The following is a 23,312-nucleotide window of genomic DNA, read 5'->3' as shown; positions in this document are numbered from 1 at the left end:
TTAGTTGTTAGTTTTTAGCCATTATTTGTTAGACAATATTTTATAGATTAGTTTTTAGAAAGATGACCATCGCTACATTCCCCCTCCTTGGGAGGGGGTTAGGGGGAGGACTCCCATATAAAACTTCAGCAACTGTACATACAGCGCCTGCATATACTTATTTTGCAAATAGGTTTGTTCCGCGTTGAGGTAAGCGTTTTCGCTTACGAGAAGCTCGGTATTGGTAAGTCCACCGAATTCGTGCTTTTTTACTGCCAAATCGTATGCCAATTTAGCATTGTCACGAGCCGTGCGCGAGGCTGCTTGTTGTGCTTGGTAGGTGGTAGCATTCTGCCAAGCGGTTTCTATTTTGGTATAGAGGTCTTTTTCCGCTTGTTGTTCGTCGAGCACCGCTTGTTGTTGGGTAACCTTACCCAGTTTCACATTGTTCTTATTTCTGAACTGCGAAAAGATAGGAATATTGAGCGATGCTCCTATGGTCTGACCGAAATTGCTGTCCAACTGCGTGCGATAGCTCAAATCGTTGAGGTTTGAATATCCTGTATTTACCCCTGCTTGTAGCGATAGAGTAGGGGCATAGCCCGCTCTGGCTATCTTGATATCTTTTTCGGCTATTTTTTGTTGTGATTGATAGATTTTTAGATTGGGAAGCTTTTGTTTGGCTTCCGCAAATACCACATCTTTATTAGGGATAATCGCCGTTTCATCATCTGCGGGAAGGTCGAGCGCAATGGCGAAATCACTATTAGGAGGAAGCTCCAACAGTTGTTTAAGGGTCAGTACCCTACTTTCGTATTCATTTTCTGCTTTGATAATAGCATACTCGTTGTTGGCGTGACGTGTTTCTATCTCAGCTAAACTCAGTTTAGCAATAGACCCATTGGCAAACTTGCCCTGTGCTTGTTTTAATTCCTCACCCGAAGAGCGTGCCGTATTCTTAGCTACCTCTATGCCCTCATAGCTGTAAAGGGCTTGCAGATAGGCTTCAAGCACACTCAAAGTGATGTTGTTTTTCGCCTCTTGCACGTACAGTTCATTCTGTTCGAGCAATAACTTACTGCGGTCTACTTGTAGGTTCAGTTTATTGCCCTGATAGAGTGGCATAGATGCCGATACCCCAAAGTTGTTGGAGAACGTACGGCGCGACACCCGCTCGTTAGAAATCTGATTGATTGCCGAACCGTAATTCTGGTTTGCCGAAGCCGAACCACTTACCGTAGGCAAGCGGTTGCTCTTCGCCTGACTGTAATTGATTTCAGCCGTCTGCTGGTTTAGTTCCGTCTTCTTTACAGAAATATTGTTCTGTACCGCATAGTTGATACAGTCAGCCAGCGACCATTGTTTCGCTTGAGCCCCTGCTAACAAAGGACAGAGACACAAAAGAGATATGTACAAAGTTCTTTTCATCGTTTTTAGTTTTTAAGCAACTTTTTGTCATTTAGTTGCGACAAAGGTAGTGCAATACAGCCGGAGTCCGCAAAAATAATCGACGAAAAGCCTTATTTTATCGACGAAAAGCAATATTTAGCAGTTAATTTTTAGTTATAAGGTGTTAATTTTAGTCCTCAGAATCATCCAATCGCTCTGCCTTATGCACCTTGTCCGCTCACTCCGTCCTGTCTACCCTGTCTATCCCGTCCTTCTTCTCCGCCCCCTTAGCCTCGTCCAACAACTACCCGTACATCTCCTCCCTCCAATAACTCTCACAAGTTATCTTCCTTATATCTTTATGCATTGTTCATTCAAAAATCTATCATTCGTCCCTCGTCCCTCGTCATTCGTCTCTCGTTCATTCGTCATTAGTTCTCTTTTCCGTCACCACATTCCCCCTTTTGCGTCATACTCCCCCCTAGTGCCTATGGCCTAAGGTCTATCACCTATTCCTTTTTCTTTCGCCTCGAAACCCCGTTTTTAACATTTTTTACGTTGTTGTATCACAGTATAAATCAACTATTTATACACCCTTTCTATACCAATCGTCCAAGATTCGTATAAGCTTCCTATAAGCTCTCTATAAGCTACCCCCACCCTTCTCATAGCCTTTTTTTATCAAAATTCTTCTCAGCTCTCTTCCGTTCTTCTCCGTTTCCTTCCGATAGCTCAGCTATGTCACTTTTAGGGGTATACACTTTGCCAAAGTTAATTGCCCGTCGTGCTACGACTGCCTGTGCGGCTCGCACCTCATTCTCTCATTTTCTCATTTCCAAATTTGTCCATTTGCTAATTATTCTATACTTTTGTCCGATAAATAAACGCAGATGCTAAACAGAATTTACCAATATATCACCACTCATAAACTCGCTACCTTCTCATTCTTCACCGCTTGGGCGCTCATTACCATTTATGGTTTGAGTCAGTTGCGGTTTGAAGAGGATATCACCAAAGTACTCCCTCAAAACGACAAAACGAACCTCACTTCCAAGGTACTCAAGCAACTCAACTTCGCCGATAAAATCTCGGTAATAGTAACAGTTGAACAAGGTGGGACGCTCACCGATATGCAATCAGTTGCCGAAATTCTGCACGATACGCTCAATGCTTCTATGACGAAGTATATCACCAGTATTCAGGGGATTATAAACGAAGAAGAGATAGACGAGACTTGGCAGTTTGTAAACGACCACCTACCTCTTTTTCTAAACGATGACGATTACGCTTATTTAGAACGCCGTTTAGCCCCCGATAGTCTCAAATCAATGGTGGAGAGTCAGTACAAAACGATGCTCACGCCTGCGGGTATGGTGGCACAACAGTTTATCCGTAAAGACCCTTTTGGTCTCACTTTTCGCGGTTTGCGCAAACTTCAAGAGCTCAATACAGGCAATGATTTTAAGATTGCCAATGGTTTCCTCACTACTAACGACGAGCAACATATACTCTTCTTTATCAACCCTAAATTCGATGGCAACGACAGCGAACACAATGCCGCTTTCGTAGCAGGGTTAGACGACTTGCAAGACCATCTCAATGCCCAGTATCAAGGGAAAGTGCGTGTAGATTTCTTTGGGGCTCCCTTTATCTCGGTGAGCAACGCTTCTCAAATCAAAACCGATATCCTCACCACGGTACTCATTTCATTATCATTGCTCTATTTGCTGTTAGTCTTCTTCTACCGCAGTGTCTATATCCCATTTATCGCCTTTATCCCTTCTGCTTTTGGGGTGCTCTCCGCTTTGGCAACACTCTATGTGCTCAAAGGCAGTATTTCTGCAATTTCTATCAGTTTAGGAGCGGTACTCTTGGGAGTTACTATCGACTATTCACTGCATATTCTTACCCATTACAAGGTAGCTAAAAACACTGCCGAGTTGTACCGTGCTGTAACTGTGCCTATCTTGCTCAGCAGTATCACTACTGCTATTTCATTCCTCTGCTTGCTCTTTGTGCATTCTGAGGTAATGCAAGATTTAGGCGTGTTTGCTTTCGTGGGCATAATGGTATCGGCTATATTGTCATTGGTGCTCGTGCCTCATTTCTATCGTGGCAATCGCACAATCGAGGTGCGCAAAACCTTTTTAGATTGCATAGGGGCTTATCCATTTCATCACAACAAGTGGGTAGTAGGCGCTTGCTTACTGCTGATAGTAGTGAGTTGTTTTACTTTTCATAATGTCCGTTTCAATGGTGATATTGCCAATATCAACTATATAAACGAACGTTATAAGGCAGCCGAACATCAATTAGAGAACATCACCGATAGCGAATACAAATCACTTTACGCTGCTGCTTATGGCAATTCGTTAGAGGAAGCCTTAGAGCGCAATTATGCTCTATATCAGCAGTTGCAAAGTTATAAAGCTCACGATACTATCAAGCAATTCAGTTCTATTGGGGGGATTGTATTGCCTAAAAAAGAACAAGAAGCGCGTTTACAACGATGGAAAGATTTTTGGAATGCCGAAAGACAGCAATTTCTAAAACAACAACTGATAGGAAAAGGAAATGAGGTTGGTTTTAAAGAAGAAACCTACGCACCTTTCTACCAAAGTATAACAGGTGATTTTGAAGTTATAAAAGACCTTGATGCTTATAAAGCCCTTTCAGCCATTCCGTTAGAAGATTTTATCACCGAAAAAGAAGGTTTTTATACCATTGCCAATCTCGTAAAACTCACTCCCGCCGAACGAGACTCTTTTATTCGTTCAGTAGAAAAACATACGCCTACTGTTGTTATCGACCGTAAGAATTTGAGCGAAACGTTCTTAGGTAAACTCAAAGACGATATATTACTGTTAGTAAACTATTCGTCTATCGCTATTTTCCTCATACTGCTCTTGTTCTTCAAGCGGATAGAGTTGGTGTTACTCACTCTTATCCCTATTGGAGTTACAGGGGTAGTTACTTCCGCTTTAATGAACTTTTTTGGCATAGAGTTCAATGTGTTTAGTATGATTGTCTGCACTTTGGTATTAGGGCATTCAGTAGATTTTAGTATTTTTATGACCTGCGCATTGCAAAAAGACTATACCGATGGTAAAAACGAACTTCCTGTGTACAAAGTGTCAGTGCTTTTGGCATCTATTACTACCTTTTTAGCTATCGGAACGCTTATTTTTGCCAAACACCCTGCCTTAAAGTCAATTGCATCGGTATCGGTGATAGGTATTTTCACTGCTTTAGCAATGACTTTTGTGTTTTACCCTACTATATTTAAGTTTTTTATCTTCCGTCGTCCAGATAGAGGGCGTTCTCCGGTGAGTTTGCGTCTTTTGCTGCAATCCATACTGCTAACTACCTATTATGCACTATCGTCTATTATTCTCTCCAATATAGGTTGGCTACTTGCCAAAATAACTCCTAAACGCACTATGTGGCTCAGACGTTTAGCTGCTTCGCTCACTACTTCAGTGCTTTATGCCAATCCTTTTGTGCGCAAAAAGGTAGAGAACCCACACCATATACAGCTTACAACTCCTTCAGTTGTGATTGCCAATCATACCTCGTGGCTTGATACCTTAGCTATAGGGCTCTTCACACATCGCATCAGTTATATGGTGAATGATTGGGTGTATAACTCGGTAGTATTTGGACGTTATGTACAGGCAATGGGCTTCTTTCCAGCTTCTGAAGGTATAGAAAAAGGAATGCCCTTATTCGAAAAGAACTTGAAAAATGGTATTTCAGTAATGATTTTCCCAGAAGGCAAACGCTCCGATACCAACCAAATACACCGTTTTCACAAAGGTGCTTTCCTAATAGCCGAACATTTCCAAACGCCTCTCTTGCCCGTTTATATTCACGGTTGTTCGGAGGTGCAACCTAAAGGTGATGTGATTATCTACGATGGTGCTATTACGGTAGTAGTAGGCGAACCCATAGCTCCTAACGATGAGCGTTTTGGCAACACTCCGCGCGAACGAGCCAAACAGATAGGCGCTTTCTACCGTCAGCAATTCCTCGCTTTGCGCAAACAATTGGAAGGAGTGGATTACCTAAAGAAGAAACTGTTTTTAAACTATTTATACAAGGAAAATTATGTAGTGCGCGCTGTGAAAGAAGATTATAAACAGCATCGCGAACACTATCACGAGCTTGTGCATTCACTGCCCGAAAAAGCGCGTATTTTGCATATCACCAATGATTATGGTCAGTTAGATTTCTTGCTATTGCTCACTTATCCTGAGCGTGAAATTGTATCCGTTATCGCCGAAGACGAAAAGCGCGCCATTGCACAGCATAGTTACCTCACTAAAATCCGCAAAATACAATACGTAAAAGAGCGTCCAGAGGGAGATTTTGAAATAGTAGTTGAAGGGAGAGAGGTCGTAATAGGATAAGGAAATAGCGCTTAATTAGGCTGAAAGATAGGGCTTATTCGAACCTAAGACGAAGGTAAAGCGAACCTAAGACAAAAGAGAAGGTGTTGGCGAAGTTAATTGGTAAATTTCAAGTGATATTCTTTTGATAAAATTATGGTTAGTAGTCTTTTTCAAGTGTGAAACCTTAAAATTATACTAAAATAAGGAAATAAAGTAAAATTCATACTATAAATATTTGCACTTGCTATAAAAAATGAAGACTTTTGCCGACAGAATAATTTAAAAATACGTACATAACGATGGAAGAAAAAGAAATATTAGACAATGAGGAGATATTCTCAAAAGTTTTAAGAGCAGGCAGACGCACCTATTTTTTTGATGTGAGAGCAACGCGCGCTAATGATTATTACTTGACTATTACTGAAAGTAAGAAGTTTACTCACGATGATGGCTCATTTCACTACAAAAAGCACAAAATCTATCTGTATAAAGAGGATTTTGAAATGTTTAAAGATATTTTAAACGAAATGACTAACTATGTTTTTGATGAAAAAGGAGAGGAAGTAATTTCTGAACGTCATCAAAAAGACTTTAAAAAGAACTATTACAATGAACGATTGGAAGGCGTAAGCAATAGTAATGGTGTTTACAAAGACCTTGATTTTGAAGACCTATAGTTAAAATTCTAATAAGGAAAAACTTCATTCATCTGTTTGTAATAGAGTGATGACATAATAGGCTATTGGGTAAAGTTCATTTTATGGCGTGGGTGGTATTTCACCAAAGCTTCCCTCAAATATGACTTCTCTACGTGTACGTATATTTCTGTGGTAGTAATATTCTCGTGACCTAACATCATCTGTATGGCACGCAGATTCGCACCGTTCTCCAATAGGTGTGTCGCAAAAGAATGTCTGAAAGTATGTGGGCTAATGGTCTTCTGTAATCCTATGTTTTCAGCTACTTGTCTTACAATAGTAAATATCATTGCGCGAGTAAGTTGTTTTCCTCTTCTGTTTAGGAAAACGTAATCTTCGTGACCTTTTGCTATCTTTAATTGTTTGCGCTGGTTATTGATATAATTGTTAATTTGTTTCTGCGTATAGCTTTCAATAGGCACTAAGCGCTGTTTGCTACCCTTCCCCATTACTCTAATGAAATCTTCTTCGAAAAACAAGTCGGATAGACGAAGAGAGACCAATTCCGACACTCGCAATCCACAACCGTAAAGCGTTTCTATAATAGCTTTATTACGATGCCCCTCATCGGTGCTGAGGTCTATGGAGGCGAGCATAGCATCTATTTCTTTTAAGGAAAGTGTATCGGGGAGTTTTACGCCTATTTTAGGGCTGTCGATAAGGCTCATAGGGAAGTCTTCACGTCCTTTCTCAGAAATCATAAACTTAAAAAAACTCTTCAAAGCCGATATGAGTCGGGCTTGTGAACGTGCGTTGAGTTCTTTGGAGACTTCGTATACGAACTGGCGCAAGGTATCTACTTGAATAGTATCGGGGGGTTCAGTGATATTGTATTTTTCCAAATACCCTATGAGTTTCTCAATATCTAAGCCATAAGACACAACAGTATTCTGCGATAAACCACGCTGTAATCGCAAATAATTCTGATAATCGGTATTTACTTTACGCCACACGTTTTTAGGTAAAAGGTAAGAGATAAAAGGTAAAACCAGCGATAGCTGGAAATGTGAGTAAAAGGTGTGTTATTTATCAATTGATAATTTTTCGCTGTCGTTATAATGCTTTTTATCGATGATAGTACCCTTGGAAAGCACTATAAGTCCAGGATTAGAACGTATCATTGTTTTGAGGGTAGTAGCATCGTTATAATAAAAGTTGAAATTGAGTTCGTATTTCTTTACGATATAAGGGGCTTTCTCCATTTGTGAGGTAAGACCTATCACGGTATATCCGTTTTTAAGAGCTTTATCGGTTACTGTTTTGATTGCCTTAAAAGCCTCTTGGTCAGCAAGGTCGAGACGATAAGAAACTACCATTAAGAGCTTTTCTTCTGCCATAAATTGTGGCAAATAGTCTGTTTCTCTATCTTTATCCTGAATATAGAAATCGTGTATAGGAGGCAATTCGGTAGTAGAGGTAGAGCTTACATATTCACCATCTACTTTTGGGAAACTTGCATCTTTAGTTACAATCACTTTTTCTTTGCCGTTTACTTTGAAAGTCCAATAATAAGTAACGGCATTGGGCGGTAATTCCATACCTTTGGGGATATTTGCCCCTATCTTATATGGACGAAAATCTTTTATGGGTAAGTGATTGTAGACGTAATATACAAAGCTTATGCAGAAAAGCACAGAGAGTACTGTAATTAATAAAGGTAAATTGCCTTTGGTAATGGGTTGTACATATTTTTGCCCCCAAAAGACGATGAGAGCTAAAACTAATAGTACCATATCTTTGGTAAACGACTGCCAAGGTGTAAATTTGATAGCATCACCAAAACAACCACAATCAGTTACTTTGTGAAAATAAGCCGAATAGAAGGTGAGGAAGCCGAAGAATACTAACATAGCCAGCAAAAGCCACAAAGTGAGCTTCTTTTTATAGCCTACCAATAAGGTTACCCCCAAAACTACTTCGAAAATACATACCAAAATGGCAAAAGTTAAAGTGTATGGTACAAAAAAAGGCATATTGAGCACATCGGGAGCAAAATAGTCTTCCAATTTAAATGAAAAGCCCATAGGGTCATTGAGTTTTATCATTCCACTGATGATAAAAGTAACACCTAATAATATGCGACAAAGCTGGATAAGATATTTCATATAAGTTGTTATTTAGTTGTTATGTTGATTGTTTAAATGTATGAGAGCAAACACTGCATAGTTTATCATATCTTGATAATTAGCATCAATGCCTTCACTAACCAATGTTTTTCCTTTATTATCTTCAATTTGTTTTACACGCAAGAGCTTTTGCAGGATAAGGTCGGTAAGAGAGCTCACCCGCATTTCCCGCCACACCTCGCCATAATCGTGGTTTTTAGCTTCCATAAGGGAACGTGCTTCGGCAACTTTGGCGTCGTATAGCGCCGTTGCCTCTTCGAGACTAAGGTCGGGCTGGGTAGCTACTCCTTTGTCTATTTGAATAAGAGCCATCAGGGCATAGTTGATGATGCCTATAAACTCGGCTGTCTCGTCTTCATCGATTTTATGCTCGGTATTCTCTTGTAGTCCTCGAATGCGTTGTGCTTTGATGAGAATCTGATCAGTAAGAGAAGGGAGGCGCAAGATACGCCAGGCACAGCCATAGTCTTTCATCTTGTTGATAAAGAGCGTACGGCATTGTTCAATAACGGTGTTATATTGTTTAAGAGTGTTCATTTTAATTAGGTGACAGGTAATGAAAGTGCAAAGGTACGAAGTAATTAGCAAATGGACAAATTTGGAAATGAGGTAAATACCAATAATGCTAGAAATGCCAATAATACCAAACAATCAACTTTGCCAAAGGTGCGAGCCGCACTGGCAGTCGTAGCACGACGGGCAGGGAAAAATTAGCAAATTAGGAAATGAGAAAATTAGTAAATGTGGAGGGTTGAGGAGTTCGAAAGATAACGGAGAAGAACGGAAGGGAGTTGAGAGGAATTTTGGTGAAAAATGGTTGGTAGGAGGGTGGGGGTAGCTTATAGAGAGCTTATAGGAAGCTTATACGAATCTTGGACGATTGGTATAGAAAGGGTGTGTAAAAAATTGATTAATAGCTTAATACAACAATGCCAAAAATGCCAAAAATGGGGTTTCGAGGCGAAAGAAAGAGAATCCTCACCCCTGCCCTCTCCCAAGGAGAGGGGGAATGTAGCGACGGAAAGGAGAAGGGATAATTAGGGAATTAGCAAATTTGGAAATGAGAAAATGGGGTGGTGTTGGGGTTTTAGGGAATAAGCATTAACGGGGAGTATGGCGAAAAAGCGGAAGTGTAGCGAGGGAAAAGGGGGAATGTGGTGACGGAAAGGTGAAGAAAGAGAGGCTGATGAATGAAGAGATAATGAGCGGTGGGTGAAGGTAAGGTAGTGAAAAATGCTGTGAATTTTGAGATTTGATTTTAGTGATTGGGGATTTTTTGCGAAGGGTTGTACTGATTTTACCTAATAATTAGGCATTATTTATTGCTAATTACTTATAGTTTTGTACTTTTGCGCCCGAAATAACGAATATCATATGCTGAACGTTCACAACCTATCTGTTTCTTTTCAAGGCGAGTACCTCTTTGAGGACGTTGCTTTTATGCTCAATGCGGGCGACCGTGTGGGGCTTATTGGCAAGAACGGAGCGGGGAAATCGACGATGCTCAAATTGCTTTCACGCGAACTTAAACCCGATACCGGAGGCATTGCTACCGATAAAGATGTACGTATCGGATTTTTGAAACAGGATATTGATTTTGTGAAAGGACGTACCATTTTGGAAGAAGCCTATCAGGCATTCACTGAGATTAAGGCTTTGGAACGTCAGTTGGACGATATTCATCACCAGATAGAAACCCGCACTGATTACGAGAGCGAGGCGTACCACGATTTGCTTGATAAACTCAGTGACTATACGCATCGTTTTGACCTTATAGGGGGATACCAATACCAAGGAGAAACCGAGAAAGTGCTATTGGGGTTGGGCTTTCAGCGCAGTGATTTCGACAAGCTCACCGACAGTTTTTCGGGCGGGTGGCGTATGCGTATAGAATTGGCAAAACTGCTGTTGCAGAACAACGATATATTGCTATTGGACGAGCCTACGAACCACTTGGATATAGAGTCGATTATTTGGCTAGAACAGTTCCTATCTACTTATAGCGGGGCGGTGGTAATTGTGTCGCACGACAGAATGTTTTTAGACAATGTGACCAATCGGACGATTGAGATTTCGGTAGGCAAAATATACGATTACCCGAAGCCTTACACTCAGTTTTTGGAACTGAGAAAAGAGATGCGCGAACTGCAACTCGCCTCACAAAAGAACCAAGAAAAGAAGATACAACACACTGAAAAGCTCATCGAAAAATTCCGCGCCAAAGCTACCAAAGCCTCAATGGCACAGTCGCTTATCAAGAAGTTGGACAAGATAGAGCGCATAGAGGTAGACGAGGAAGACAATGCGGTGATGAACGTGCGTTTCCCCGTATCGGTAACACCAGGGAAGGTAGTGCTGGAAATAGACGATGTATCGAAAAGTTATGGTGAAAAAGAGGTGCTCAGCCACGTGAGTTTGCTTATAGAACGAGGCAGCAAAGTAGCTTTTGTGGGACAAAACGGACAGGGGAAAACGACCCTCGCCAAGATGATAGTGGGCGAAATACCCTATGAAGGAACTATCAGGCTGGGGCACAATGTACAGTTGGCTTACTTTGCTCAGAACCAAGCCGACTACTTAGATGGAGAACTCACCGTGCTTGATACGATGTTTAATGCAGCTAACGACAGCAATCGTACTAAAATACGCGACATACTTGGGGCTTTTCTCTTCCGTGGCGATGAGGTAGATAAGAAAGTGAAAGTGCTTTCGGGAGGGGAGCGCAACCGTTTGGCATTGGCAAAGATGCTCCTTTCGGACTTTAACGTAATGGTGATGGACGAGCCTACGAACCACTTGGATATCAAATCGAAGAACGTACTCAAACAAGCCTTACAGCAATTTGAAGGGACGCTCATTATTGTGTCGCACGACCGCGATTTCTTGCAAGGGCTTACCGATAAGGTATACGAGTTTAAGAACAAACATCTGAAAGAATATCTTGGGGACATCGATTTCTTCCTCGAACAACGTGCTGCCGTTAATTTTAGAGAGATAGAACAGCAGAGCAAGAGCACTCCTGTGCAGGTAGAAAAAGAACCGCAGAAAGAAGAAAAACTCTCGTTTGAGGAACAGAAACAGCAGAAAGCCATTCAGAATAAGCTCAACAAGATAGAGAAGAACATTACCGCTCTTGAAGAAGCGCTTAAAGCGATGAATGAGCAGATGGGACAAGGCGTACAGAACGATGCCTTTTACAAGGAATACGAACAGAAAAAACAGCAGTTGGAGGATTTAATGACCGAGTGGGAATTATTAATGAGTTAAGTTATGCAACCTAAAAAAATCTTACTCTTTATTGTGGGGGTACTGGTTGCCCTCTTTACAATGACCCTTTTCAGCAGTTATCACACCACCGCCAAAGGAATGGTGCGAGAGGGTATAGTGTTTGGTGACGCGATGTTACGCTATCCGACCCCTGATATATTGGGAATGCTCTTTAAAGGGGGAGAGGAAAATAATAAAGTAGACGAACTTATTAAAGATACTAAGACCATTGTAGACGAAAAGACCGAAAACTTAGCAAAAAAGGATACTATTGTTAAGGACACGGTACAAACTTCGGAAACCAATATAGAAGGGAAAATATATTACCCGGGGAATCATACGGATTATATCAGAAGACTTAAAGAGAAACTGTGTCAGCCTACCTGCCAAATAGTGCATTATGGTGATTCGCAAATAGAAGGAGACCGTATCACCGGCTATGTGCGCAACCGATTGCAATTGGCATATACTGGCGGAGGACCGGGTTTTATCCCTATAAAAGTAGTGTACAGCCAGAACAGTGTGGATATTATTGCTTCGCCTAACTGGACGCGCTACGCTTTCTTCGACCGCAAACAGCGCAAAACGGTAGCACACGATAAGTATGGTTTGTTCTCTACCTTCTCACGTTTTACTAATTATGTGAGCAATACTGCTGATACGACTGCCTTACCCGTAGCAAAAGCCAGCTTTACGATTAAGCCTTCGGATAAATCGTATGCACGTTTAAGAAACTACACACGCTTTGGGTTGCATTATGGCAATGCGATAGCAAAAGTGAAGATACGTGTGTATCAGGACGGGAATATTCTAAGAATAGATACTCTTATCTCAGATGGTAAATACCATAATTATAAGCTCAATTTCGCATCTACTCCTAAGGAGCTAAAAGTGGAATTGGAAGGCAAGATAAGCCCCGATTTTTATGGGATTACTCTTGATGCGTCCTCAGGAGTGCGAATGGATAACGTAGCGATGCGCGGGGAAGCAGGACGTATATTTACACGAATGAATTACGAGCATTTCAGACAAATGAGTGCAGACCGCAAGCCCGATATATTTATCTTTCAGTACGGAGGAAATACAATCCCCTATATGAAAACAGACCAACAGCTTCAGGAGTATGTAAACGCGTTGATATTTAATATCAAATGGGTAAAGCGAGCCAACCCCAATGCAATGTTTATGCTTTTAGGTCCTGGAGATATGACAACTTCGCGTAATGGACAACTCATCACCTATCCTTTTGTGCCGAAAATGAACAAACTGATGAAGGAAGAAGCCTTGAAAAATGGGATTGCTTATTTTAGTATCTTTGAAGCAATGGGAGGAGAAAACTCGATGACAGCGTGGGTGAAAAAAGGAATGGCTGTTTCGGATTACGTACACTTTACGCCACAAGGGACTAAACTGATTTCGGAAGTGTTTTACCAATGCCTACTTAACGACCTTGCGACGGTGCAATAATAGCTATGATAGATTTCTTTAAAAACTTCTTTACCTTTGAGTCGGCTCACCCACTTACTTTTGTACGGATAGACTTTTGGATATTCTTTGCTTTAGTATATGCGGTGTTTGTGCTCATCTATAAGCGTAAGCACGTGCGCAACTTGTTTTTGTTGCTTGCCAGCTTTTACTTCTATTACAAGGCAAGTGGGCTTTTTGTATTGTTATTGGTATTTAGTACTGTTACTGACTTTTATTTGGGGCATTATATCTATAATCAACAAGAAGAGCGCCGACGCAAAATAGGAGTTACTATTAGCGTTTGTGTGAACTTATTGGTACTTAGTTATTTTAAGTATGCTTATTTCTTTACTGATACTTACAATGCGCTGTTTCACACTCATCACCAAACCTTTAACTATTTAGCCTATTGGGCAAATGGGTTTGACTATAACGGATACTTTTCAGTTGATAAAATTATATTGCCCGTAGGTATTTCTTTCTACACTTTTCAGACCATTAGCTATACAGTGGATATTTACCGCAGAAAGGTTGCACCACTGAAATCGATATTAGACTTTGGTTTTTATGTGAGTTTCTTCCCTCAGTTAGTAGCAGGTCCTATTGTACGTGCAGAAGAGTTTGTACCTCAAATTCTCAAAAAAACAGAGATTAGCAAAGAAGAGTTTAATAAGGCGATATTCCTTATTCTTAAAGGACTTATCAAGAAGATGATATTTGCTGATTTTATCGCGTTGCACTTTTTGGATAAGGTATTTGATGCTCCTGAAATGCACTCGGGCTTTTCTAACTTATTAGCTCTGATAGGTTACTCGCTCCAAATATACGGCGATTTTTCTGGCTATACCGATATAGCCATAGGGGTAGCGCTATTGATGGGCTTCCATTTGCCTGTAAACTTCAATTCACCTTATAAGGCTCTGAACTGTGGGGACTTTTGGAAACGCTGGCACATCTCGCTTTCTACTTGGTTGAAGGACTATTTGTACATTCCGTTAGGAGGTAACCGCAATAGCACCTTAGGAACTTTTGTGTTCTCGTTGCTTTTTGTAGTGATATTGGTAGTAGCGATTGACAATCTCGCCTTTACTTTTATTACAGGGGGATTGCTGATAACAGGTGCGGTAGTAGCTTTTTATTACAAACCTTTTGAGCGTTACTTGACTACCAATATCAATATTATGCTCACGATGCTTATTGGAGGGTTGTGGCACGGAGCTTCGTGGAAGTTTGTTATATGGGGTGGATTGAACGGTTTGGGGGTAGTAGCTTATAAGTATTGGCGCAAGGTGAGTCCGTACGAGCAGAGCAAGCTGTGGATTACTCGCGCTTGGAAGATAGCCTTTACCTTTGCTTTTATTACCTTTACACGCATATTCTTCCGAGGTAATGATATGGAGAGTATAAACTTATGGTTCGCACAAGTGGCGAACAATATGAGTTGGGATACTGCTACCGAAGTGATTAGACATAACAATATTCCATTAGGCGTTATCCTGATTGGTTATATTACCCATTGGCTACCACAGCATTGGAAAGACTATGTGGAACACGTGTTTGCCGAGAGCCATTACGCTGTGAAAATAGCGATAGCCTTAGTAGTAGTGCTTATTTGCTATCAGGCTTATTCTACCGATATTCAGCCGTTTATTTACTTCCAATTTTAGTTAGGTAAAAGGTAGCAGTAAAAGATAAAAGGGGTAGAAAACCTATTGGGAATTAGTAGCTAAGAACACGATACAAGCAATAATGACTATGAGCACCAATGAAGTTACTACTGAAATAATAAGCCCTGCGACGGCTAATGTTTTAGGCTTCTTGCTCATTCCGATAATAGATAATATCAATCCGGTGAGCCATATGATAATGTTCACAATAGGGAGCAATACGAGGAATATTGCCACTACAGACGTTATAAACCCTACCAGACCTATGGGATTGTTATTTACGTTGTTATCGTTATATTGCCTATTGTGAATAAACGACCAGTCGTTTGGGGTATTTTGCTTGAATTCTTCCATCTTTATTAAATAATAAATACTCGATTTTAATGCCACAAATATACAACAAAGAATTTATACTGCAAGTTAAAAAACCTTTTTTATAGGTAAAAGACACAAGCCACACAAGTAGATGCAATTAGCAGATTTGAGAATTAGCAAATGGGAAGTGAGGCTTGAAAAGTTTTTATAGGAAAGAAAAGAGTTTAATAATTAAGAGCTGTTTGAAAGATGAGCGAATCTAAGGCGAAAGTAAGACGATGGAACCCTATGAAAAGTTAGAGGGAATGTTATAACAGAACAGTGTAAGAAGTGAAAAACAATTAGAGATTTAGCCAAACTCCTTTGTTATTTATTGAAAAGTTATTACTTTTGCCGTCAGAATTAGATAAGAAATTAAGACGCGTTATGTATTCGATTAAAAAATTATTACAAGACGGAAAAAACATACAAGGAGAAATCACCCTTAAAGGTTGGGTGCGCACCTTCCGTAGCAACCGCTTTATTGCCCTGAACGATGGTTCTACAATCGACAATTTACAAGTAGTAGTAGATTTTGAAAATACCGACCCTGAATTGCTTAAACGCATTACTACGGGAGCAGCTATTGAAGTAAAAGGACGACTTGTGGAGAGTCAAGGTAAAGGGCAAAACGTAGAGTTACAAGCAAGTAACATAAGTATATTAGGTGATAGCAACCCTGAAGAATACCCTATCCAACCTAAAAAACACTCACTTGAATTCTTGAGAGAAAACGCTCACTTACGCGTGCGCTCTAGTACTTTTAGTGCGGTGATGCGCGTGCGTTCTACTTTAGCTTTTGCTATTCACAAATACTTTCAAGACAATGGCTTTTTCTACGTGAATACGCCTATTATCACGGGTAGTGATGCCGAAGGGGCTGGAGAGATGTTTCGTGTAACGACCTTAGATGCCAAAAATCCACCACTTAATGAAAACGGCGAAGTAGACTACAAGAAAGACTTCTTCGGTAGGGAGACAAACCTTACCGTATCAGGTCAGTTAGAAGGTGAGACTTTTGCGATGGCGCTTGGTAAGATTTACACCTTTGGACCTACCTTCCGTGCTGAAAACTCCAATACCTCACGCCACTTAGCTGAGTTCTGGATGATAGAGCCCGAAATGGCGTTCTATGACCTTATCGACAATATGAATTTGGCGGAAGATTTTATTAAATACGTATTGCAATACACCTTGGAAGTACGTCGTGACGACCTTGAGTTCTTGAACAAAAGATTTTTAGAAGAAGAGAAGACTAAACCACAGAACGAGCGTAGCACAATGTCACTCATCGAAAAACTTGAATTTGTAATTCACAATCAGTTTAAGAGGGTGAGTTACACCGAGGCAATAGATATTTTAAAGAATAGCAATTACAATAAAAAGAAGAAATTTCAATACCCCGTAAACGAATGGGGTGTAGATTTGCAAAGCGAACACGAGCGCTATTTGGTGGAAAAACACTTTGAGTGCCCTGTAATTCTATACGACTATCCAGCAAATATCAAAGCGTTCTATATGCGCTTAAATGAAGACGGTAAAACGGTGCGCGCAATGGATATTCTCTTCCCAGGAATAGGTGAAATTGTAGGAGGCTCGCAACGTGAAGAACGTTACGATGTGCTCAAACAAAAAATAGCCGACCTTCATATGGACGAGGCAACTCTTTGGTGGTACTTAGACCTCCGTAAGTTCGGTACAGCAGTACACAGTGGCTTTGGTTTAGGTTTTGAGCGCTTGGTACTCTTTGCTACTGGAATGACCAATATCCGTGATGTGATACCTTACCCACGCACACCACAGAGTGCAGAGTTTTAATGTGAGTTACATCAGGAAATATAAAAACCGAGTTACGAAAGTAACTCGGTTTTCTTGTGTAATTTTAAAAAATAAAACAATGACTAAGTTGCCATTTGGTATTTGTTTACTTTTTCTTTAGCCTTGATAAGGTCGAGATTCAAGCTGTTAATCTTTTGCTCTTTGTTGAGGATTCTTCCTTTGAACTTAGCATCGTCTTGAGGAGACAGAGCTCCTTTGGCTTTCTTTAAATTATACTTGTTTTGTTCCTTAGCTAAATCAGTTTTAGCTTTGGTAATTTTAGCCTCTATTTTAGAAACCTCAGAGTTAGCTTTGGACAAGCGTTCTTGGTTCTTTTTAGCACGAGCAGCAGCTTTTTGTTGTTCTTTAGCGGCTTTTTCTTGCTCCTTAGCAGCTTTTTGTTCAGCTTTCACAGCCTTTTCCTGCTCTTTTTGTAATTTTTGTTGAGCCTTTAACTGCTCTTTTTGAGCTTTAAGTTCTGCTTGAGACTGAGCTTGAGTAGCTTCAACAGGAGCGGGAGCAACTACCGGAGTAGTGGTATCGGTCATAGTTCCCATTTCGTCTACTTGAGCGAATGACACTTGAGCTACAAATAGCCCAGCGAACAAAGTGAGTGTGTGTAATTTCATATCTGTTAAATTATTTAGTTTTCTTATAGGGTGCAAAGGTAAGAAAAATATGCTTACTATTTGCATTTTTACAAAAGTTTAACACCAAAAAAGTCGCCTGCAAAGGAAAGAAACGCAGGCGACTAAGGAGTAAATTAAAATATAAATAGTTATGGATTATTGAACATTTCCTCTGATACGTAAGCCTTTTACAGGGCTTGATTTGGCATTGGAGGTAACAGTAATAGTCTTGCTGATAGGTCCAACACGATTAGTATCGTATTTTACTTCAATTTTTCCTTTAGCTCCTGGTGCTACGGGTTGGTTTGTCCAAGAAGGAACGGTACAACCGCAAGAAGAAGCTACGTTAGTAATCACGAGGGGTGCTTTACCAGTGTTAGTAAACTCGAACACACGCACACCGTCTGCACCTTGTTTGATGTTACCGTAATCAATTTCTTCAGATTTAAAAGAAATCTCAGCGTCTTGGGCATAAGCCATTACACCAAAAAATGCTAAAAATACAAATGTTAAAAACTTTTTCATAGTATAAAAAATTAAAAATATAAGTTTGTTTTTACGGTTATAAATAGTACAACAACCGTGCCAAAGAGTATTTTTTAAGGTAAAAATTAAGATTTAATAGTGTAGAGTAAAAAAGGGTTTGAGCGAAGAGAAAACATTGTAAGTCACACAGATAAATTATTAGTAGATTGGTGGATTTGGATATTACGGTTAGCTTATACAAGTTTTATACGATATAACGGGCAATGAACTATGGGGGAGTGAAGCTAAGGTGAATCTGAGTCCAAGAAAAGTATTAGATTAAAAAAACTAAAGACTTATTCTACCAAAAGGTAACTTAAAAAATTGCACTTGATGGTGGAATGGGCGTAGGGCGAATAAAGTTTTTTGTTCATTGTTAATTGTTTATTATTTTGTATCTTTGCCCTCTCACTTTTAAATCTCAAAAAAAACTCTTACTCACATATCCAGCTAACGCTGGCTTTACTTAAAAAAATGTACTTAATATTCGATACAGAAACCACAGGTTTACCCCGCCGTTGGGATGCACCCCTTACCGATAGTGACAACTGGCCTCGCGCCGTGCAGATTGCTTGGCAACTGCACGATGAATGGGGCGCACTCATAGAACATCAGGACTTTTTGATAAAGCCCGATGGTTTCGATGTGCCTTATGATGCCGAAAAAGTACACGGTATTTCTACCCAATTAGCAGAAGCACAAGGTGTGCCTATTGCTGAGGTGTTCAAAGCTTTCAACGAGGCACTCAGCAAAGCGCAATACGTGGTGGGACAAAATATAGGCTTCGATATCAATATTATGGGGGCTGAGTTTTACCGCTATGGGGTGGAGAGTCCGCTTACGCAGATGCCTGTAATCGACACTTGTACTGAGGCAACTGCCAATCTCTGCCAGATAGCTGGTGGAAAAGGAGGTCGTTATAAGTTGCCCACCCTCACCGAGTTGCACTCTTTCCTCTTTGGCGTACCCTTTGCCGAGGCGCATAATGCCACTGCCGACGTGGAAGCAACCACCCGCTGTTTCTTTGAATTGATACGCCGTGGTGAAGGCTTTCAAGAAGGTACTTTTAGCAACGACTATATCAAAGAATTTCAAGGACATCACACTTCGCCTATAGGGCTTATCGGACTCAAGCACGTGAACCTCAAAGAGGCTTCCGAAGCCTTGCGAAAAAGCAGTAGCACTGCACAAACTACCGAACCTCACGCCGATGCTTCACTATTAGAAGAGGCTGTATTTGCCCACTTGCACAATCACACACAACACTCTATACTGCAATCTACTACATCTATTAAAGAACTTATAAAAGTCACTGCCAAAGAGAAGATGCCTGCCGTGGCACTTACCGATAGTGGCAATATGATGGCTGCTTTCCACTTTGTGCAAGCTGTACAAGCTCATAACAAAGAGGCGGAAGCTAAAAACAAAGAGGCTGAAGAAAAGGGTGAAACACCTACTGAAATGCTTATCAAGCCTATTATAGGTTGTGAGTTCAATATCTGTGAAAATCACTTAGATAAAACCCGACAAGACAATGGTTACCAAGTGGTGATTTTGGCTAAAAACAAACAGGGCTATCACAATCTTACCAAAATGGCTTCTATCGCTTCTACCAAAGGGTTTTACTATGTGCCCCGTATAGACAAAGCCATTGTAGAGCAGTACAAAAGTGACTTAATGGTACTCTCAGGGGGTATGAATGGTGAAGTACCTTCAAAAATACTGAACATCGGTGCTAAGCAGGCGGAAGAGGCGCTTTTGTGGTGGAAAGAGCAGTTTGGCGAGGATTTCTATTTGGAAGTGATGCGCCATAACCAAGAAGATGAAAACCGCGTAAACGAAACCCTTGTAGAGTTTTCTAGAAAATATGGGGTGAAGCTCATTGCTACTAACAATACCTTTTATCTACATAAAAAAGATGCCAATGCACACGATATTTTGTTGTGTGTAAAGGATGGCGAAAAACAAAAAACACCTATTGGGCGCGGTCGTGGCTATCGTTTTGGGATGCCTAACAATGAGTATTATTTCAAAACTACCGCCGAAATGAAGACGCTCTTTAAGGATATACCCGAAGCAATTCTCAATATTCAAGAAATTATCGACAAGGTAGAACCTTATGGCTTGGCGCGTGATATCCTGTTGCCTAAGTTTGATATTCCCGAGGAATTTCAAGTAAGTGATGATCCCACAGGTAAGAAAGGTGAAAACAACTATTTGCGTCATCTTACTTATGAAGGGGCTAAACGCAAATACCCCGAAATTACCGATGAAGTGCGCGAGCGTTTGGATTTTGAGCTTTCTATTATTGAAAAAACGGGATACCCTGGTTACTTTCTTATAGTACAAGATTTTATTGCCGCAGCGCGACGTATGAACGTATCGGTAGGTCCTGGACGAGGTTCGGCTGCGGGCTCGGCAGTGGCGTTCTGTTTGGATATTACCAATATGGACCCAATTAAGTACGACCTCCTCTTTGAGCGTTTCCTCAACCCCGACCGTGTGTCGATGCCCGATATTGATATCGATTTTGAGGACTCAGGGCGTCAAGATGTTATCAACTACGTGATTGATAAGTATGGCGAGAGTCAGGTAGCACGGATTATCACCTATGGTAAAATGGCTGCCAAATCGGCAATCAAGGATACAGCTCGCGTACTGGATGTGCCTCTACAAGAATCAAATAGATTAGCAGGATTGGTGCCTAATGGAGTGTCATCTTTAGGAAAGATGTTCGGTTGGGACGATAAAACCCTCAAAGAAAAAGTGCGCAGTGAAGAACTGCCAAAAGTAGACGAACTGAAACGCCTTTTGGCAGGAGAAGGGGAGGAGGATAGTACCCAAACCATTCAGCAGGCAAATATTATTGAAGGTTCTGTGCGCAACACGGGTATCCACGCTTGCGGGGTGATTATCACCCCCGACGATATTACCAACTTTGTGCCGGTAGCTTTAGCCAAAGATTCCGACTTATTTGTTACGCAGTTCGATAACTCGGTAGTAGAGAGCGCAGGGTTGCTGAAAATGGACTTCTTGGGGCTCAGTACCCTCACACTTATCAAAGATACTATTGAAAATATCAAACAAACTCATAATATAGAGCTGGATGCAGAGGCTTTCCCGCTCGACGATAAAAAGACTTACGAACTCTTTCAGCGTGGTGAAACGGTCGGTATTTTCCAGTACGAGTCCACTGGTATGCAGAAATATATGCGAGAGCTGAAACCTACGGTCTTTGCCGACCTTATCGCGATGAATGCCCTCTACCGCCCAGGTCCATTGGAATATATACCGAGCTTTATCAAGCGGAAACACGGTATTGAACCTATTGAATACGACCTCCCCGATATGGAGGAATACCTCAAAGAAACGTATGGAATTACTGTATATCAAGAACAGGTGATGTTGCTATCGCAGAAGTTGGCAGGCTTTACCAAAGGTGAAGCCGACGTGTTGCGTAAAGCGATGGGTAAGAAACAGATAGCTGTGCTAGCGAAGATGAAGCCTAAGTTCATTACCCAAGCCTCTGAAAAAGGTCACGACGCCCAAAAACTCGAAAAGATATGGGCAGACTGGGAGAAGTTTGCCGCTTATGCATTCAATAAATCGCACTCCACCTGCTATGCGTGGGTAGGGTACCAAACAGCTTACCTTAAAGCCAATTACCCTGCCGAGTATATGGCAGCAGTACTCTCTAACAATATGAACGACATCAAAACGATTACCTTCTTCCTAGAAGAGTGCCACCGAATGGGTATCAAGGTGTTACCTCCTGATGTGAATGAATCGTTGTATAAATTTACCGTAAATAAAAACGGTGATATACGCTTCGGAATGGGGGCTGTGAAAGGAGTAGGAAAAGCAGCAGTCGATACGATTGTAGAACAACGCCAAGAGCGTCCTTATACCTCTATTTTCGATTTGGCAAAACGCGTAGATTATAAGAGTATCAACAAGAAAGCCTTTGAAAGTATCGCTTTGGCAGGAGGTTTTGATTCGTTCACTAATGTACACCGTGCTCAGTACTTCCACGCTGAAGCTGACGGCGTTCCCTTTCTCGAAAAAGCCATTCGCTTTGGTACTAAATACCAAGAGAGTAAGAACTCTGCCCAAATGAGTCTGTTTGGTGGTGAGAGTGAAGTAGATATCCCTGAACCTGCTGTGCCTAAATGTGAAACGTGGGGTAACCTCGAGCAGTTGCGCCGTGAGAAGGAGGTGGTAGGTATCTATATCTCAGGGCACCCGCTCGACGATTTTAAGCACGAGTTACAAAACTTTTGCAATATCAGTCTATCGGAATTGCAAGACTTACAACCTTTTATTAACCGTGAACTCACTGTAGCGGGTATGGTAGCTGACCTGCAACATCGTACGGCTAAGAACGGAAAAGGTTACGGCTTTTTTACTCTTGAGGATTACGACGGCTCTTACGAGTTTAAACTCTTTGGAGATGACTATTTGAAATTTCAAATGTATATGATTCCAGGAGCATCTTTGTATGTCAAATTCAAGGTGGTAGAAGGATTTCTCAATAGAGAAACTAACCAAAGAGGCGAACCTCGTATACAGTTTATGCAGATGATGCAGTTGCAAGATGTGATGGAAAACCTCTCTAAAAAACTTACTCTGCACGTGAATATAGAGGAGATTAACCAAGATTTGATTACAAAATGCAAGGATTTGCTACAAAAGAATAAAGGGAAACAGCCTATTTATTTTGTAGTTCACCATCAGAATGAAAATATTCACCTCAATATGGAGAATGGTAACCTGAAAGTAGCGATTACCAATTCTTTTTTAGATGATTTAGAACAATTGTCCATTCAGTATAATCTTAATGACCGCCGAATAGATAAAATTGTCGCTAAAAAATCGGAAGATACTCACGACGACGAGGAAATGGCAATGGAGGATTTGGGATTGTCGGAGTAGACAATAAGTCAATTTCTATTTTGACTGCTGACGGCTAACAGCTAAAAAAATCTTCAATCGTAACTCGTAG

At 40.9% G+C, this 23,312-nt stretch carries 14 protein-coding genes; 7 read left to right on the top strand and 7 right to left on the bottom strand.

Annotated elements, in window-relative coordinates; genetic code table 11:
* Nucleotides 1–72 precede the first annotated feature (72 nt).
* On the bottom strand, nucleotides 73–1,407 hold the full coding sequence (locus tag ACSQ7D_RS04125; RefSeq protein ID WP_437135467.1) for a TolC family protein: 1,335 nt from the start codon (nucleotides 1,405–1,407) through the stop codon (nucleotides 73–75).
* Between the two features lie 851 nt (nucleotides 1,408–2,258).
* Between ACSQ7D_RS04125 and ACSQ7D_RS04120 the strand changes: the two genes are divergently transcribed.
* Nucleotides 2,259–5,777, top strand: coding sequence for a 1-acyl-sn-glycerol-3-phosphate acyltransferase (locus tag ACSQ7D_RS04120; RefSeq protein ID WP_437135466.1), 3,519 nt, complete (start codon nucleotides 2,259–2,261; stop codon nucleotides 5,775–5,777).
* Between the two features lie 281 nt (nucleotides 5,778–6,058).
* A complete protein-coding gene (locus ACSQ7D_RS04115; RefSeq protein WP_009410371.1) occupies nucleotides 6,059–6,436 on the top strand; it encodes a PUR family DNA/RNA-binding protein in 378 nt (125 codons plus the stop codon).
* A gap of 62 nt (nucleotides 6,437–6,498) precedes the next feature.
* On the opposite strand, the gene xerD is transcribed toward ACSQ7D_RS04115, so the two are convergent.
* The 3 genes from xerD to ACSQ7D_RS04100 all read right to left on the bottom strand — a co-directional run bounded on the left by xerD (nucleotide 6,499) and on the right by ACSQ7D_RS04100 (nucleotide 9,120).
* The gene (gene xerD / locus ACSQ7D_RS04110; RefSeq protein ID WP_009410370.1) at nucleotides 6,499–7,410 is read right to left on the bottom strand and encodes a site-specific tyrosine recombinase XerD; all 912 of its coding nucleotides are present in this window, start codon (nucleotides 7,408–7,410) and stop codon (nucleotides 6,499–6,501) included.
* A 69-nt stretch (nucleotides 7,411–7,479) separates the two neighbouring features.
* Nucleotides 7,480–8,562 carry a BT_3928 family protein gene (locus tag ACSQ7D_RS04105; protein WP_437135465.1) on the bottom strand — a complete coding sequence of 361 codons (1,083 nt, stop codon included), beginning with the start codon at nucleotides 8,560–8,562 and terminating at the stop codon, nucleotides 7,480–7,482.
* 12 nt (nucleotides 8,563–8,574) lie between these two features.
* Entirely contained in the window at nucleotides 8,575–9,120 is a 546-nt protein-coding gene (locus ACSQ7D_RS04100; RefSeq protein WP_009419216.1) for a DUF1599 domain-containing protein, read from the bottom strand.
* 837 nt (nucleotides 9,121–9,957) lie between these two features.
* Between ACSQ7D_RS04100 and ACSQ7D_RS04095 the strand changes: the two genes are divergently transcribed.
* From ACSQ7D_RS04095 to ACSQ7D_RS04085, 3 genes are read left to right on the top strand one after another with little or no spacing between them, the layout of a single operon-like run.
* Nucleotides 9,958–11,850: an ABC-F family ATP-binding cassette domain-containing protein gene (locus ACSQ7D_RS04095; protein WP_009422525.1), complete on the top strand. Its 1,893-nt coding sequence runs from the start codon at nucleotides 9,958–9,960 to the stop codon at nucleotides 11,848–11,850.
* A 3-nt stretch (nucleotides 11,851–11,853) separates the two neighbouring features.
* A complete protein-coding gene (locus ACSQ7D_RS04090) occupies nucleotides 11,854–13,317 on the top strand; it encodes a hypothetical protein (RefSeq protein ID WP_009419213.1) in 1,464 nt (487 codons plus the stop codon).
* A 5-nt stretch (nucleotides 13,318–13,322) separates the two neighbouring features.
* Complete coding sequence (locus ACSQ7D_RS04085; RefSeq protein ID WP_437135464.1) at nucleotides 13,323–14,984, top strand: MBOAT family O-acyltransferase; 1,662 nt, start codon at nucleotides 13,323–13,325, stop codon at nucleotides 14,982–14,984.
* A gap of 42 nt (nucleotides 14,985–15,026) precedes the next feature.
* Here ACSQ7D_RS04085 and ACSQ7D_RS04080 read toward each other — a convergent pair whose 3' ends face one another.
* The gene (locus ACSQ7D_RS04080; RefSeq protein WP_437135463.1) at nucleotides 15,027–15,338 is read right to left on the bottom strand and encodes a hypothetical protein; all 312 of its coding nucleotides are present in this window, start codon (nucleotides 15,336–15,338) and stop codon (nucleotides 15,027–15,029) included.
* 387 nt (nucleotides 15,339–15,725) lie between these two features.
* Here ACSQ7D_RS04080 and asnS point away from each other — a divergent pair, with 387 nt between their 5' ends.
* Nucleotides 15,726–17,156: an asparagine--tRNA ligase gene (gene asnS / locus ACSQ7D_RS04075; RefSeq protein ID WP_437135462.1), complete on the top strand. Its 1,431-nt coding sequence runs from the start codon at nucleotides 15,726–15,728 to the stop codon at nucleotides 17,154–17,156.
* An 83-nt stretch (nucleotides 17,157–17,239) separates the two neighbouring features.
* Here asnS and ACSQ7D_RS04070 read toward each other — a convergent pair whose 3' ends face one another.
* On the bottom strand, nucleotides 17,240–17,851 hold the full coding sequence (locus ACSQ7D_RS04070; protein ID WP_009422530.1) for a hypothetical protein: 612 nt from the start codon (nucleotides 17,849–17,851) through the stop codon (nucleotides 17,240–17,242).
* Between the two features lie 90 nt (nucleotides 17,852–17,941).
* Complete coding sequence (locus ACSQ7D_RS04065; protein ID WP_002673576.1) at nucleotides 17,942–18,310, bottom strand: DUF1573 domain-containing protein; 369 nt, start codon at nucleotides 18,308–18,310, stop codon at nucleotides 17,942–17,944.
* A 474-nt stretch (nucleotides 18,311–18,784) separates the two neighbouring features.
* Between ACSQ7D_RS04065 and dnaE the strand changes: the two genes are divergently transcribed.
* The gene (gene dnaE, locus ACSQ7D_RS04060; RefSeq protein ID WP_437135461.1) at nucleotides 18,785–23,242 is read left to right on the top strand and encodes a DNA polymerase III subunit alpha; all 4,458 of its coding nucleotides are present in this window, start codon (nucleotides 18,785–18,787) and stop codon (nucleotides 23,240–23,242) included.
* The last annotated feature ends 70 nt before the right edge of the window (nucleotides 23,243–23,312 follow it).

This window comes from Capnocytophaga sp. G1920, assembly GCF_051417515.1.
Note: the sequence above shows the minus strand (reverse complement) of the source record. Positions and strands in the feature narration are given on the sequence as shown.

What these genes read in the sequence shown, in the direction of transcription:
- ACSQ7D_RS04080 (WP_437135463.1), bottom strand. Translation starts at nt 15,338, where the DNA reads ATGGAAGAATTCAAGCAAAATACCCCAAACGACTGGTCGTTTATTCAC.
- ACSQ7D_RS04105 (WP_437135465.1), bottom strand. Translation starts at nt 8,562, where the DNA reads ATGAAATATCTTATCCAGCTTTGTCGCATATTATTAGGTGTTACTTTT.
- ACSQ7D_RS04070 (WP_009422530.1), bottom strand. Translation starts at nt 17,851, where the DNA reads ATGCAAATAGTAAGCATATTTTTCTTACCTTTGCACCCTATAAGAAAA.
- ACSQ7D_RS04125 (WP_437135467.1), bottom strand. Translation starts at nt 1,407, where the DNA reads ATGAAAAGAACTTTGTACATATCTCTTTTGTGTCTCTGTCCTTTGTTA.
- asnS (WP_437135462.1), top strand. Translation starts at nt 15,726, where the DNA reads ATGTATTCGATTAAAAAATTATTACAAGACGGAAAAAACATACAAGGA.
- ACSQ7D_RS04065 (WP_002673576.1), bottom strand. Translation starts at nt 18,310, where the DNA reads ATGAAAAAGTTTTTAACATTTGTATTTTTAGCATTTTTTGGTGTAATG.
- ACSQ7D_RS04085 (WP_437135464.1), top strand. Translation starts at nt 13,323, where the DNA reads ATGATAGATTTCTTTAAAAACTTCTTTACCTTTGAGTCGGCTCACCCA.
- dnaE (WP_437135461.1), top strand. Translation starts at nt 18,785, where the DNA reads ATGTACTTAATATTCGATACAGAAACCACAGGTTTACCCCGCCGTTGG.
- ACSQ7D_RS04120 (WP_437135466.1), top strand. Translation starts at nt 2,259, where the DNA reads ATGCTAAACAGAATTTACCAATATATCACCACTCATAAACTCGCTACC.
- ACSQ7D_RS04090 (WP_009419213.1), top strand. Translation starts at nt 11,854, where the DNA reads ATGCAACCTAAAAAAATCTTACTCTTTATTGTGGGGGTACTGGTTGCC.
- ACSQ7D_RS04100 (WP_009419216.1), bottom strand. Translation starts at nt 9,120, where the DNA reads ATGAACACTCTTAAACAATATAACACCGTTATTGAACAATGCCGTACG.
- ACSQ7D_RS04115 (WP_009410371.1), top strand. Translation starts at nt 6,059, where the DNA reads ATGGAAGAAAAAGAAATATTAGACAATGAGGAGATATTCTCAAAAGTT.
- ACSQ7D_RS04095 (WP_009422525.1), top strand. Translation starts at nt 9,958, where the DNA reads ATGCTGAACGTTCACAACCTATCTGTTTCTTTTCAAGGCGAGTACCTC.